Annotated in this window: 12 protein-coding genes and 1 pseudogene; 4 read left to right on the forward strand and 9 right to left on the reverse strand. The window is 49.6% G+C overall.

The genetic code is table 11. From position 1 onward, the window contains the following. From ACKPQ4_RS09075 to ACKPQ4_RS09095, 5 genes are all read right to left on the reverse strand, one after another. Nucleotides 1–609: class I SAM-dependent methyltransferase (locus tag ACKPQ4_RS09075; protein WP_407680864.1), on the reverse strand; the 609-nt coding region annotated here is incomplete at its 3' end. 3 nt (nt 610–612) lie between these two features. Further along, complete coding sequence (locus ACKPQ4_RS09080) at nt 613–1,374, reverse strand: DUF1365 domain-containing protein (RefSeq protein WP_407680865.1); 762 nt, start codon at nt 1,372–1,374, stop codon at nt 613–615. After that, complete coding sequence (locus ACKPQ4_RS09085; RefSeq protein WP_407680866.1) at nt 1,371–2,609, reverse strand: NAD(P)/FAD-dependent oxidoreductase; 1,239 nt, start codon at nt 2,607–2,609, stop codon at nt 1,371–1,373. The genes ACKPQ4_RS09080 and ACKPQ4_RS09085 overlap by 4 nt, the downstream gene beginning before the upstream one ends. A 31-nt stretch (nt 2,610–2,640) precedes the next feature. Further along, nucleotides 2,641–3,552: an acyl-CoA desaturase gene (locus tag ACKPQ4_RS09090; protein WP_407680867.1), complete on the reverse strand. Its 912-nt coding sequence runs from the start codon at nt 3,550–3,552 to the stop codon at nt 2,641–2,643. A gap of 3 nt (nt 3,553–3,555) precedes the next feature. Then, the gene (locus ACKPQ4_RS09095; RefSeq protein WP_407680868.1) at nt 3,556–4,497 is read right to left on the reverse strand and encodes a sigma-70 family RNA polymerase sigma factor; all 942 of its coding nucleotides are present in this window, start codon (nt 4,495–4,497) and stop codon (nt 3,556–3,558) included. 119 nt (nt 4,498–4,616) lie between these two features. On the opposite strand from ACKPQ4_RS09095, the gene ACKPQ4_RS09100 reads away from it, so the two are divergent. Both ACKPQ4_RS09100 and ACKPQ4_RS09105 read left to right on the forward strand, forming a co-directional pair. Next, the gene (locus ACKPQ4_RS09100; RefSeq protein WP_407680869.1) at nt 4,617–5,606 is read left to right on the forward strand and encodes a ligase-associated DNA damage response exonuclease; all 990 of its coding nucleotides are present in this window, start codon (nt 4,617–4,619) and stop codon (nt 5,604–5,606) included. After that, complete coding sequence (locus tag ACKPQ4_RS09105; RefSeq protein WP_407680870.1) at nt 5,560–7,269, forward strand: ATP-dependent DNA ligase; 1,710 nt, start codon at nt 5,560–5,562, stop codon at nt 7,267–7,269. Before ACKPQ4_RS09100 ends, ACKPQ4_RS09105 begins: the two co-directional genes overlap by 47 nt. Here the strand turns inward: ACKPQ4_RS09105 and ACKPQ4_RS09110 are convergent. Genes ACKPQ4_RS09110 through ACKPQ4_RS09120 form a run of 3 tightly spaced genes read right to left on the reverse strand, consistent with a single transcriptional unit; the run spans nt 7,232 to nt 10,958 of the window. After that, nucleotides 7,232–8,776 (reverse strand): cryptochrome/photolyase family protein, encoded by a 1,545-nt coding sequence (locus ACKPQ4_RS09110; protein WP_407680871.1) that lies wholly within the window; start codon nt 8,774–8,776, stop codon nt 7,232–7,234. The genes ACKPQ4_RS09105 and ACKPQ4_RS09110 overlap by 38 nt on opposite strands. A 14-nt stretch (nt 8,777–8,790) precedes the next feature. After that, complete coding sequence (locus tag ACKPQ4_RS09115) at nt 8,791–10,248, reverse strand: cryptochrome/photolyase family protein (RefSeq protein ID WP_407680872.1); 1,458 nt, start codon at nt 10,246–10,248, stop codon at nt 8,791–8,793. Beyond that, entirely contained in the window at nt 10,248–10,958 is a 711-nt protein-coding gene (locus tag ACKPQ4_RS09120) for an SDR family NAD(P)-dependent oxidoreductase (RefSeq protein ID WP_407680873.1), read from the reverse strand. The genes ACKPQ4_RS09115 and ACKPQ4_RS09120 overlap by 1 nt, the downstream gene beginning before the upstream one ends. Before the next feature lie 97 nt (nt 10,959–11,055). Between ACKPQ4_RS09120 and ACKPQ4_RS09125 the strand changes: the two genes are divergently transcribed. Further along, a complete protein-coding gene (locus tag ACKPQ4_RS09125; protein ID WP_407680874.1) occupies nt 11,056–11,574 on the forward strand; it encodes a LexA family protein in 519 nt (172 codons plus the stop codon). Further along, nucleotides 11,538–12,812, forward strand: coding sequence for a Y-family DNA polymerase (locus ACKPQ4_RS09130; protein WP_407680875.1), 1,275 nt, complete (start codon nt 11,538–11,540; stop codon nt 12,810–12,812). The genes ACKPQ4_RS09125 and ACKPQ4_RS09130 overlap by 37 nt, the downstream gene beginning before the upstream one ends. A gap of 11 nt (nt 12,813–12,823) precedes the next feature. On the opposite strand, the pseudogene ACKPQ4_RS09135 reads toward ACKPQ4_RS09130, so the two are convergent. After that, nucleotides 12,824–13,173: pseudogene (locus tag ACKPQ4_RS09135) on the reverse strand (PQQ-binding-like beta-propeller repeat protein); the annotation flags it as partial.

The raw sequence follows: 13,173 nt of genomic DNA on the forward strand, positions 1-13,173 counted from the left end.
ACATCCGATTTCTAACACCTTTTGCCCGTCCTTAATATCAAGCTGTTCGATGATGCGGTCGTACTTAGCAAGGGATGCCTCTTCCAGGGTGGTTTCTTCGGAGGCGAAAATACCGCAGGAATAAGTCATCGTCGGGTCGAGCATGAGCTTATAAAAATCATTGCCCAAGTCGTAATGCAGGGCGATATTTCGCCGGCTTCCTTTAACGGTATTTTTCTGCCCGACCATATATCCCCAACGGGCAAGCTTGTTCAGCAGGGATGCCCAACCGCCTTCGAGGTCGTCCATCACTTCAAAGTTTTGTAAAAATAAACGGAACAAGCCGACGAGGTCATTGGTTTCCCAGTCGCCCGCTGAATAACTGTCGGCAACGCCAAGGGAACCACCAAGGCAGGCTTTGCGAAAAAATACCGGATTCAATACCGTTATGTTTATGGGGGAGGATGCCTGGCTATCTCCAAAGACATGTTCACGACCGGAAAATTTAAGAATTAATCGACCCCGTTTGATTTTGGTAAATTGTTTGAGCAGTAAACGGCCAAACAGGCCAAAGTCTTCGCCGGTCGAGCGAAGGGGTGGGGGAATCGATACGGGGGCGCTTGCTTTCATCAACTAAGAAGGATCAGGCAAATGTTTGGGGTGTGGATAAAAAGGGCAACCCTTGAGTCGCAAGAGCAATGCATTCCAATAAATTGCCCGTACTACATTCAGGGTCATAAATGGAAACCTGCCCAGTGCCCAAGCGAGGTTTCTTCCGTCTAAAGGATGACGGTTAAGCTGAAGGTGAGCGGTAAAAAAAGTTTTTTCTTTTTCTCGTAAAATCATGTCCGCCTGAAAACGTTCGGCGGGTAGACGAAAGCGCCAATCGTACTCGACCTCCATACCAATAAATGGAGAGACATGAAATTCTTTGCGAAATTCGTAGTCCATCCGGCTATTTTCCGCTTCATTTTCCCAGGTAAAGCACTTGGCATAACATTCACCCCATGGAGTATTGGTAATCTCGGTCATCATCGCTACCGGTCGCGTTTTTTCTTCATTCCATAAAAAATAAAAACTTACCGGATTAAAACAGTGTCCAAATGTGCGCAAGTGAGTGATGATGGATACCGGACCGGAAAATTCCTTTTTTAACTGTTCGGACATGGTATTCCTTACCGCTTTGGAAAGATCAGGAATTTCAGGGCGGTGATAGTCTGATCGAAAGAAACTTCCTAGGTTGGAACGGTCGATTGACCAAAAGAAACGCCCGGTAAATATATCTGCCAATTCATCAAGAAAGAGATGACCCATGTATACTTGGTAGCTTAAATCATGCTTTTTGGGAGATTTTCGGTGGTGAGATACCTCACCAAAATACAAACAGCTATTCATCCCAATTCTTCTCCAAATGATTTGCACACCCGAAGAGCACTAGCCAATCCATCTTCATGGAATCCATACCCCCAATAAGCCCCGCAAAGGGATATTGCCCGGCGCTGGATAAAGGAGGGGTGCATGGCTTGGGCGGACTTACGACCGGGATGGTAGGTAGGGTGTTCGAAGGTGAAATCCGCGTGGCGTAAGGATGGATCGATGGACGATTCCTGGTTGAGTGATACGCAAAAGGGCTCTTTGGTTGGCAGGCTTTGTAAAATGTTCATGTCGTAGGTGACTACGGAATGATCTTTTTTTTCCTTGGGCAGGTAAGCATTCCAACTTGCTCGGGCGGAACTACGACGGGGAAGTAACCGATCGTCTGAATGTAAAGAGACTTTATTTTGTTCATAAGGAAACTTCTGTAAAAGTTCGATCTCCTCACTCTCGGCACCATCGAGCATTTTCAAGGATTGATCAGCATGGCAGGCAAGAATGGCTTGGTCGAACCTTTGGGTACTCCCATCTGGCAGGCTTAGGGTTACCCCATTTTCGGATCGTTGAACGGAACGAATGGGAGTGGAAAGTCGTAGACGATCGCCAAGTCCCTGTGCGATTTTGTCAACATAGGTTCTTGATCCTCCCTGCAGGACCCTCCAAACTGGCCGATTGTAGGCCTGTAACATATTGTGGTTGGACAGGAAATCAGTGAGGAACTCGATAGGGAACGAAGAAAATCGATCGACAGAGCATGACCAAAGGGCCGAACCAAGGGGGAGTAAGAATGCCTCAGCAAATCGTTTTCCAAATCGATGACGGGAAATAAATTCTCCCACCGTTTCATCTGAATATGCTTTTTCTTCGGCCAGACGATGGAATCGTAAAAGATCCCGGACCATCCCCCAATGTTTGGGGTCAGTCAGGTTTTTAAAGCCGCCAAATAATCCAAGGATCGATTCTCCGCTATATTCGATACCAGTTCTTTCCGACCGTACGGAAAAGCCCATTCGTGTGGGTTGTGATTGTACATCGAGTTTTTCGAGGAGGCGGACGAAATTTGGATAGTTTTGTTCGTTAAAGACAATAAATCCGGTATCCACCCTATAATCACCTGTACGACCATTAACATCTACAGTGTTAACATGTCCGCCTGGTTTATTCGCAGCCTCGAAGAGTACGATTTCGTGGTTCTTTTTGAGCAGGTGAGCACAGGCTAAACCAGAAATGCCCGAACCAATGACTGCTAATTTCATGATATCCGCCAGGGGACGACCACTAGACCGGTTACTGTTTCGCCTTGTCTTTTACCCATGCAGGCACTGGGCGTAAGTTGCGAACCAAGCCAAAAAGGGCAAGTGTTCGGAGTACATAATAGGTGGGGTCAATTTCCCAGGGTAAAAAACCCTGTCGAGCAGAGCCGGGAAAGAAGTGGTGATTATTGTGCCACCCCTCACCAAAAGTAATGATGGAAACAAACCAATTATTTCGGCTTTCATCCCCGGTTTCATATTTTTTCTTACCAAACATGTGGGTGAGCGAATTTACCGAGAAGGTGGCATGATAGAGCAGGACGGTGGGAAGAAAAAATCCCCATGCCAACATACCTAACCCATTTATTCCAGTCCAGGTTTGGAATAGCGACCATTCTCCCAAAAAATAACATCCTAAAGCGAGCATGAGAACTGCAATCCAATCATAGCGATTGATAAAACGGAGTTCCTTGAATTTTGCCCAGTCTGGAATTTCCTTGAGAAAGGTGGGGAGGGCATAATCAGTCATAAACCAAAGGGTATGACTCCAGAGGAAGTTTTTGTGATGGGGAGAGTGCGAATCTTTATCGGTGTCAGAATGCCGATGATGTCTACGATGGTGTGCGGCCCACCAAAGAGGTCCTCTTTGTCCGGATGCACAACCGACAAAAGCTCCCAAAAACTGTACGATTCGTCCTGTATTAAAGGTGCGGTGAGAGAAATAACGGTGGTAAAAGGCAGTAATCGCAAACATGCGTGCCGAATAAGAAAGCAAGAGCACGAACAAGCAAGGCCATACAAACGGAGTAAAGAAGACGAGCAGAGCACCTAAATGAATCAGGATGTATGGAACACAACGGAACCATTCCACTTTATCTTGAGTGGAATCAGGTTCACCTTGAGTCTCCGGGGGAGGGCAGACCCACTTAGATAAGCTAGAAATCATGAATTACGCGGCATTGTCCAAGATTAAAGAGAGTTGTAAAGGACTCATCTTGGTTTTGCCACGCAATTCGATACCAACTAACTTGTCCAAGTTGCGAAAATCTAGTTTTCCATTGTTCATCACCACGGCCCGTAACTTTCTCAAGCCAAGTGCTTCTAACTGGCGTACACGTTCCCCGGAAACATTAAGAATTTCTGCGATATCATCTAATTTCATCGATTCTTTATCTTTGGTTAAACCAAAGCGCATACCTAATACCTTTCGTTCTCTTTGATCAAGAAAGCCCAAGGCCACCCGAATGTCATCTGCTAAAGAACCATCCTCACGGTATGATTGCTGGGTTTCTTTTTCATCAGTCATTACATCGATGAGTGAATGGTCAGAATCATCGGAAAATGGTTCGTCTAAGGACATGGTGCTGGAAGGAGCATATTTTACCCGACTCGACAAATTACGGGTGTCATCCAGAGCGGATTTGACTTCATCGTCAGTAGGGTCGCGACCCAAGGAAATCTGAAGTTCTGTACGGAGATTATTTTCTTTTCTTTTGCCTTGGGAAACATCATGAGGAATAGAAACCGCCTCGGCCATTTTGCTCACAAATCGCTGGATGCGCTGACGGATCCACCAGGCGGCATAGGTGCTAAGTTTGATCCCCCGGGTATGATCAAATTTTTCGATCGCAATAATAAGTCCATGAATTCCTTCAGCCATTACATCCTCCATTGGGACATTTACCTGACGGAATTTAAGGGCAATCGATGCAACCAGTCGGATATGTCTCTCAATCAATTCCTGCTTTGCGGATTCAGAACCTTTATTGAAGTCTCCAAATAACTGATCATACTCTTCCTTGGTTGGGGGAGCCATGCGTGAACGGTCGGAAATGAATCGGCCGATTGGATCGGAGGAATCATTCGTTTGCGTGTAACTATATGGTGCCATAACAATTAATAGAACGAAGGTTTTATATTTTAAGATCATGCGAAATCAAAATTCCGATTTTTTTATTCGAACTTCGAAAGATTGTATTTTTCTTTCAGGAGTTCTCTCCAGTTTATCTTATGGATGAACCCATGATCGTGCGGCCAGAAGGACTGTACTGTCCTGCAGGTGGCTTTTTTATCGATCCACGAGGACGAGTGGATAAAGCCTTGGTTACTCATGCTCATAGCGACCATGCCCGTCCGGGGCATGGAAGATATTTAGTTTCGGAAAGTTGTCTGCCCCTTCTGAAATTACGACTGGGTCAAGAGATCCAGGCGGAGGGCATAGCTTACGGAAAAGTGTGCAAGATTGGAGATGCCCATGTTTCATTTCATCGAGCCGGACATATTCTGGGCTCTTCTCAGATTCGAGTGGAGGTGGGTGGCCGGGTTTGGGTGGTGAGTGGAGACTATAAACCACAACCAGACCGGAGTTGCGAAGCGTTCGAGCTTGTAAAGTGCGATGTCTTTGTAAGCGAGTGTACATTTGGCCTACCCGTCTATCGCTGGCAGAAGGAGGGAATTATCCACCAGCAGATCAATGCCTGGTGGCAGGAAAATGTGGAGGCCGGCCGTCCATCGATGCTTTTTGCCTACTCCCTGGGGAAGGCACAACGGTTACTGCGGGGTCTCGATTCTTCAATTGGACCAATTTTTGCTCACGGGGCGGTTCACCCCTTTCTCCCGGTCTATGAAAAATACGGGGTGGTCTTTCCAAAGGTTCAAAAACCAAAAGAAGGATCGGGCGAATGGGCGGGTTCAATGATTGTAGCCCCTCCTGCGGTGGAGGATGCTGGTTGGACGAGACGATTCAAGGGTGCCAGTCGAGGGTTTGCTTCGGGGTGGATGGCCGTTCGGGGAGCCCGCAGACGCCGCAACTTGGACCGTGGATTTGTACTGTCTGATCATGCAGACTGGTCGGGTTTACTCGAAGTGATTGAGGGAACAGGGGCAGAATGCGTAAAATTAACCCATGGAAATGGCGAACCCCTGGCCCGTTATTTACAAGAGCGTGGAGTTGATGCCTCCATGCTTGATGGCTCGGGAGAGCGTACAGGAGAAGAGTAGAGGTGAACAAATGAAAGGATTTTCCGAACTATTTCATGACTTGGACGAAATGACCAAGACTGGTGAGCGGATTGCCCGAATGGTAAATTATTTTGAACACGCCCCCAAGGAAGATGCGAGCTGGGCAAGTTGGTTTCTTGCCGGCAATCGGATCAAAGGTGTGGTTAAGACGGGAGAGTTGCGGGAATGGGCATCACAACGCTCAGGCTGGCCGGTTTGGTTAATTGACGAGTGTTACGAAAGGGTGGGGGATTTGGCCGAAACCTTGTCGCTTTTAATTGGAGGAAACAAAGAGGCTGATCCCGCCAGCTTAAGCGAAGTGGTCCAAGGAATCCTGCTTCCTTTGGCTCATGCGGACAGGAGTGAAAAGGCAGAAGCGTTGAAAAGAGCATGGAATCGTTTGCGACCAATGGACCTTTTACCCTTTCATAAATTATTGACCGGGGGCTTTCGTATCGGGGTATCCCATGGGAATTTATGCAAGGCCCTGGCCGAGGTCGGAAAGGTTGATCCCGCAATTATCGCTCAGCGGATTTCTGGAGATTGGGATCCTGGAATACGAAAATTTGAACAGATTGTGGGCGAGGAAAGACCGGAGGATTCATGGTGCCGACCTTTTCCTTTTTGCTTGGCCAGTCCTTTGCTGAAAGAGCCTGAATCTTTAGGTGATTTAAACGATTGGTGGGCGGAATGGAAATGGGATGGAATACGTTGCCAATTTTTAAACGAGGAAAACGGGGGTTTGTTATGGACACGGGGGGATGAATCGGTCGGGGAATCTTTTCCGGAATTATTAAAACTCTCCCCGCATTTGCCTGCTGGACTGGCCATAGACGGAGAAATTCTCGCCTGGGGTCCAGAGGGTATGCGCTCGTTCAGTCGTTTACAAAAGCGGTTGGGCAGAAAGGAGCCTGGGCCTTCGGTCCTGAAAAAAGAACCGGTCCGTTTCATGGCTTATGATCTTTTAAAGATGGAGGGTGTGGATATAAGAACCCTCCCATTTCTTGATCGCCGAAAAAGGTTGGAATCCATGCTTGCAGAATTACCCGGAGGGTTTCCTCTGCAACTTTCCATGCCTGTAAAATCTATGGACTGGGATAAGCTTGCCAAGCAGCGGGAAGAATCCAGGGATCGCGGAGTGGAGGGATTGATGCTTAAAAGGCGGGATTCCGTCTATTCTACTGGCCGGGTAATGGGGGGTTGGTACAAGTGGAAGGTCGATCCCTATGTTGCGGATATGGTGGTGGTGGCTGCCCAACTCGGCCATGGTAAACGAGCAAATATTTATTCCGATTATACCTTAGCAGTCCTCGATCAACAGCAGGAACTGGTCACGGTGGCCAAGGCCTATTCCGGTTTGTCTGACGCAGAATTAAAAGAGGTCGACCGCTATGTCCGTAAGAATATTACCGGGAAATTTGGTCCGGTCCGGTCCGTTCGTCCGGGAATCGTTTTTGAAGTTGCGTTTGAGGGGGCCCGATCGTCTGGCAGGCATAAATCTGGGGTTGCCCTGCGTTTTCCACGGATACAAAGATGGCGACGGGATAAAAAACCTGAAGAAGTGGACACCCTTGAAAACTTACTCGGCTATGCCCGAATGGGAGAGCGGGTAATGGAGGATGGGGCTAAGACTGATGACGCAGGCAACTTGCTGCTTTTCTAATCTCTGAGAGTTTATCCTCCGAAAGTCGGGTCAGGTTGCGCATCTGCATGGAAAGACGCTGGTTTCCACGGAGCCGTTCACGGTGCCGGTCAAGAAAGTCCCAGTACAGGGTGGTGAAGGGACAGGCGTTGGGACCGACAGATTCCTTGGGTTTGTACTGGCAGTTTTTACAATAATTGCTCATGCGGTCGATGTAAGCACCAGTCGCGGAATAGGGTTTGGATGCCATGATTCCCCCGTCGGCAAATTGAGACATGCCAATAACATTGGGAGTGGTCACCCAGTCGACTGCATCGACATAATTGGCAAGAAACCAATCATTAATTTCGCCCGGTCTTACTCCGTGAAGCAGGGAATAAAGTCCAACCACCATTAATCTTTGTATGTGGTGACCATACCCGGTATCCAGCACCTGAGTCAGGGAGGCCCGCATACAGGCCATATCTGTTTTGCCCGTCCAAAAGAAATCGGGAAGTGCACGATCGGCCTCCAGGAAATTTAGTTCACGGTATTCTGGCATGCGTAAATGATAAATTCCTCGAACGTATTCTCGCCAGCCCAAGATTTGCCGGATGAAACCCTCGACTGCGGGCAGAGGGGCTTTGTCTTCTTGGTAAGCTTTCTCGGCCGCCCGGATGACTTTTCGGGGGTCGAGCAGACGTAAATTTATGGGAGACCCAAGAAGGGAATGGAAGAGGGTGGGCTCGTCTGTCCACATCGCATCCTGAAACCGGCCAAAGGTGGGAAGGCAATCCTTGATGAATTGGTCAAGTGCTTGTTCTGCCTGTTTGGGGGTGACCGGCCAGATAAATTGTTTGAGATCGCCCGGGTGGTCGGGGAATCGAAGGTTTACCAATTCGATGACTTCTTGAGTTATGGAATCGGGCGGGCAACCACGGGTCTTGGGAGATTGAGGGGGGCCTTGCTTGCCGAAACTTTCGCGGTTTTCCTTGTCAAAATTCCACCCTCCACCAACCGGGTCTTTCCCATCCATCAATACATCGTGCTTTCGGCGCATCTCACGGTAGAAAAATTCCATCCGCAAAGATTTTCTTCCCCGGGCATGATCTTCAAATTCAGATTGTGAACAAAGAAAGTGTTCATCCTCGCGAACTTCCCAGGTAACCCCGAGGTCATGACAGGTTTTTTGCAGGGCTTCTTCAATCCGATGGTCTCCAGGTTTTACCAAGCTGACAATTTCTGGGTTTAATGCTCTAAGATCCTCGGCAAGTAGTTGATTAAGAGAAGAGTTGCCTTCTGCAAGCTCGTGGTACAGCAGAGGTATTTTACTGTTCGATAAATGATTTCGGAAATGCCGCATTGCTGCAAGGAAGCAAACAATACGGTGTTTGTTCGATCGTACATGGGTGGACTCTTCACTCGCTTCTGCCATCCAAAAGAGATCGGATGAAGCATTGAAGTCGGCGGGGAGAAAGCGGTCGTAATCAAGTTGATCTCCCAGGACCACGAGCAGGCGACGGGGAGAGGGGACAGGGGAAGATGCCATTGAATGAAATGGTTTTACGGTTGTTTGAGCGTGGCAAGAGCAGCGAGTGCCCGGGCCCGGGCCTCGGGATGATCTACACAGGGGTCGGGGTAGTTGTCTCCTAGTTTAACTCCACTTTCCAAAAGGGTGGAGGGGGGTGCCGTCCAAGGGCTAAATAAATGCTTGGATGGAAGGTTGCCAAGTTCGGGAATCCAACGCTTGGCGTATTCCCCCCGGACATCAAATTTAGTCCCTTGAGTAATGGGATTGAAAATACGGAAGTAGGGAGCGGCATCAGCCCCGCATCCGGCAGCCCACTGCCAGCCCTGAGTATTGCTGGCAAGATCAGCATCAACTAGGGTATCCCAGAACCATCGGGCTCCATCCTGCCAAGGCAGGAGGAGATGTTTGACCAGGAAGGAGGCAACAACCATACGTACACGATTGTGCATCCATCCGGTCTCGTAAAGCTGACGCATACCAGCATCGACCATAGGGTATCCAGTTTTTCCAAGCTGCCAGCGTTTCAAATTATCTGGATCGTCCAGCCATGGGAAATTGGCATATTTAGGACGCAAGGGCTGGTCGGGTATGATTGGGAAATGATAGAGTAGATGGTAGGAAAATTCCCGCCATCCGATTTCCACCAGAAATTTATTTTCTCCTCGATGACTGCCCTCGTTTTCCGCCTGCAATATCGCTTTGCAAATTTGCCGCGGACTTACCTGGCCCCAGGCAAGATAGGGGGAAAGGCGGGAGGTTCCATCGACCGACGGATGGTTTCTGCGGGTGGCATAAGAACGGGTAACTTCCTCAACCGTGCGTTCGATCTGTTGATGAGCGGCAGATTCCGATACTTCCCAATGGGTACCCATTTTATTATGCCATGGATGATCGGGAAGCAAAGCAAGCTCGGTAAGTGATTGAGGGGAGGAAGTTTGCTGAACGAATGAAAGTTTCTTGGGATCGTAACTTGCTGGTTCCCGATAAATGATAGCTCGGGACTTCCTCCAGTACGGAGTAAATACCTGAAAGGGTTTGCCCGTTCCGTTCTTAGTCTCCCAGGGTTCCTGAAGCAGGGAGGAGTTGAAGGACTCGGTGTTAATACCTTGTAGGTCGCAAGCTTCCTCCACCGCTTCCTGCGTGGCGATGCCCGCCGGGTCGTAACACCGGCCATAAAAGACTTGGTCCGTCTGGTGAGCCTTAGCAAGTTCTGGCAAAACATGAGCGGCATTGCCCTGTGTAAGGATGAAAGTGCCCCCAAGCTTCGTAATCGAAGAACTGAGGCTTTCGAGGGAGTGATGAAGCCACCAACGGGATGCGGCACCTGGTGACCAGTTGCCACCCTCTTCCTTATCCCAAATGAATACGGGAATAATTTCTTTGTTTGCCTGAAGGGCGGCATCAAGAGCGGGGTGGTCAGCTAAGCGTAAATCTTTGCGGAACCAAACAATAGCCCGCTTGCCGGACTGAGGAGAGCGGGTGGTAATCATTACCCTAGTTTGAGGCGGGACATCCCACCGTCAACCTTGAGAATCTGTCCGGTCATAGAAGCAGCACCCGATGAATGCAGGAAAAGAGCGGCCGAAGCGGCTTCGTCTGCTGCGGGGAGCTTTTTTAATGGGTGACGTCCTTCGATCATGGGGATCATCTTTTCACCGCCGACCATGGATAGTCCCATTTCAGTGGGGGTGAGGGTGGGAGCAACCAGGTTTACGCGTACTTTGGGTGCGAGCTCAGCAGCGAGAGCAATCCCAAATCCCTCCAGTCCTGACTTGGCGGCAGAGATAGCACAGTGGTTGGGCAATCCGGTGCGTGCTGCCACGGATGAAAAAAGCACAATCGACCCGGAAAGTTTGGGGAGCAAAGATTGAATCAAGGTAAAGGCATCGAGCACATTGGTTTGATATGCTTCAAGAACTTGTTCGGGGCGTAAGCGTTTGAGTGGGCCAAGTACCACTTTTCCCGGACAATAAGTGAGGGCATCGATTTGTTCGGGTAATTGATCAGCGAAGGAAGCTGGGTTAGAAACATCTCCAATAATCCACTGGCAATCCGTAGGGGTGGATGCTGGCGGAGTGCGTGAAAGGGCGTAGACTTGGTGTCCGGCAGCGATTGATTGATCGACTAGCGACCGACCAATCCCGCGGGATGCACCCGCAATTAAATGTCTACTAGGAGTGGATTGATTACTATTTTCCATTTAAATAAAACGATCGTTTGATTCTTTTGGATCATCTTTTTTACCTGAACTTCTTGCTCTTTTTGAATTCTGTTACATATTTCAAAAAGACAAGAAAATGAGAAACCAAGGAGGAAGAAGAGAAGGAGCGGGAAGACCAAAAGGGAGCAACCAATACGGAGAGCCCACTCGACCGGTGAGACTGCCGATTAGCCAAGTCGAAAGAGTGCTTCGCTTTGTTCGAGAACGCGAGCACGAACTTCCCCTCTATGCCTGCGGGGTATCAGCGGGTTTTCCCTCCCCGGCAGACGACTATGCCGAGGGTGCCCTTGATCTCAATGCCCATCTCGTTCGCCAACCCGCAGCCACCTTTTTTGCCCGGGCCCGCGGAGATTCGATGATTGGAGCGGGCATACACGATGGTGATTTGCTGGTGGTCGACCGGAGCTTGACCGCAGAAGATGGCAAGGTGGTGGTGGTCTCGATCAATGGCGAACTTACGGTCAAAAGAATGCGCCGAGAAAAGGGAGTCACTTGGTTGGTTCCAGAAAATCCTGACTATCCCTCCATACAATTTCAGGAGCAAGATGAAGCCCATCTTTGGGGAGTGGTCACCAATGTGATCCATTCCCTGTGATCGCCCTGGCTGATTGCAACAATTTTTATGTCTCCTGCGAGCGGGTGTTTCGTCCGCACTTGCAGAACCGCCCGGTCATCGTGCTTTCCAATAACGATGGATGTGCAGTGGCCCGTTCCAACGAGGCCAAAGAGATCGGGGTGCCAATGGGGGCACCTTTCCATCAAATCAAAAGTCTCTGTCAGCAAAACGGGGTACAGGTTTTTTCTTCCAACTATGAATTGTATGGTGATATGTCCGGGCGGGTGGTTTCTGTCCTTCGCCGATTTGCCCCCGAGCTTGAGGTCTATTCCATCGACGAGTCCTTTCTTGATTTTTCAGGCATTTCTGATCCCCTTGGGCTTTCGGTAAGGATGCGCCGGACGGTCGGGCAGTGGACGGGTATACCAATCTCCGTTGGGCTCGGTTCGACTAAGACCCTGGCAAAACTTGCCAACCGCCTAGCCAAAAAAATGGGCAGTGGGTGTATGCAAGTTGATCACGGTGACCTCGAAGCCCTGGGTCGGGTAGCGATCGAGGATGTGTGGGGTGTAGGGAAGAGGCTTGCTGTTCGCCTTCGTCGGGTGGGTGCTCACGATGCCTGGTCTCTTACTCAGGTACCAGCTTCCGTGGTCCGTTCGATTGGAGGAGTCACTCTCGAGCGTACCTGGCAGGAATTACGGGGCACGCCCTGTCTCGATTTGGAAGAGGTTCCGTCTGCCCGTAAAAATACCTGTTGCTCGCGTTCCTTTGGCAAACCGGTCACCGGACTGGTGGAGCTGGAAGAAGCGGTGGCGAACTATGCGGTGCGGGCGATCCGTAAGGTGCGGGCAGAAGGGTCGCTTGCCTGCGGGATTCAGGTATTTGTCATGACTAATCGATTCCGCGAGGATCAGGCCCAATATTCCAATGCCCGTGCTCTTTCTTTGGATGAACCAACCGATGACCCCATCCGGGTGATCCGACGGGCGAAAGAGCTATTACGGGCAATTTACCGACCGGGGTATTCCTATAAAAAAGCCGGTATTATTCTACTCGATCTTGTGTCTTCAAATTCCCAACAGGGTTTATTGTTTGAGGAATTTGGGGATGACCGTACTCGTGGATTTGTTGATGCGGTGGAGGAGGTCGCCGCCCGCTATGGAACCATGGGTGGGTTCTGGGGTGCTCAGGGAATGGATCATTCCTGGCGGATGCGCCGGGAAATGCGCACCCCGCGCTACACCACCAACTGGTCAGAGATTCCAGAGTTTGGGTAAAAAGAGGGAACTTACTTGACCAAGTCAAAGCAAGCGATTTCCTCACCATTACGGGCGAAGAGGTAGCCATTGACTAGGGCGGGTCCATTCCAGCATCGGGCATCGCTGAGTAGGGCTCCGGAAAAGACCTCGCGGAAATTTTCCGGGTTGGCATCGACCACGGTGAGCACGCCGGTGTTCCCAAGAATAATCAGTTGTTCACCGCAAACGAGGATGCGTCCATAGCCGTATTTTTTCCCGCGCCATTGCAGTTTGCCCGTACTGGCTTCCAGGCAGACGAGCAGGTTCTCACTAAATCCATAAAGGTATTCATCATGGAGCACAGGGTTGGAGAATTTTGCCTTGAGGTCTTTTGATTTCC

The organism is Candidatus Chordibacter forsetii, assembly GCF_964187505.1.
GTDB lineage: Bacteria > Verrucomicrobiota > Verrucomicrobiia > Opitutales > Seribacteraceae > Chordibacter > Chordibacter forsetii.

Excerpts from the sequence above, each read along its gene's own strand:
- ACKPQ4_RS09080 (WP_407680865.1), bottom strand. The coding sequence starts at position 1,374 with ATGAATAGCTGTTTGTATTTTGGTGAGGTATCTCACCACCGAAAATCT.
- ACKPQ4_RS09085 (WP_407680866.1), bottom strand. The coding sequence starts at position 2,609 with ATGAAATTAGCAGTCATTGGTTCGGGCATTTCTGGTTTAGCCTGTGCT.
- ACKPQ4_RS09090 (WP_407680867.1), bottom strand. The coding sequence starts at position 3,552 with ATGATTTCTAGCTTATCTAAGTGGGTCTGCCCTCCCCCGGAGACTCAA.
- ACKPQ4_RS09095 (WP_407680868.1), bottom strand. The coding sequence starts at position 4,497 with ATGGCACCATATAGTTACACGCAAACGAATGATTCCTCCGATCCAATC.
- ACKPQ4_RS09100 (WP_407680869.1), top strand. The coding sequence starts at position 4,617 with ATGGATGAACCCATGATCGTGCGGCCAGAAGGACTGTACTGTCCTGCA.
- ACKPQ4_RS09105 (WP_407680870.1), top strand. The coding sequence starts at position 5,560 with ATGCCTCCATGCTTGATGGCTCGGGAGAGCGTACAGGAGAAGAGTAGA.
- ACKPQ4_RS09110 (WP_407680871.1), bottom strand. The coding sequence starts at position 8,776 with ATGGCATCTTCCCCTGTCCCCTCTCCCCGTCGCCTGCTCGTGGTCCTG.
- ACKPQ4_RS09115 (WP_407680872.1), bottom strand. The coding sequence starts at position 10,248 with ATGATTACCACCCGCTCTCCTCAGTCCGGCAAGCGGGCTATTGTTTGG.
- ACKPQ4_RS09120 (WP_407680873.1), bottom strand. The coding sequence starts at position 10,958 with ATGGAAAATAGTAATCAATCCACTCCTAGTAGACATTTAATTGCGGGT.
- ACKPQ4_RS09125 (WP_407680874.1), top strand. The coding sequence starts at position 11,056 with ATGAGAAACCAAGGAGGAAGAAGAGAAGGAGCGGGAAGACCAAAAGGG.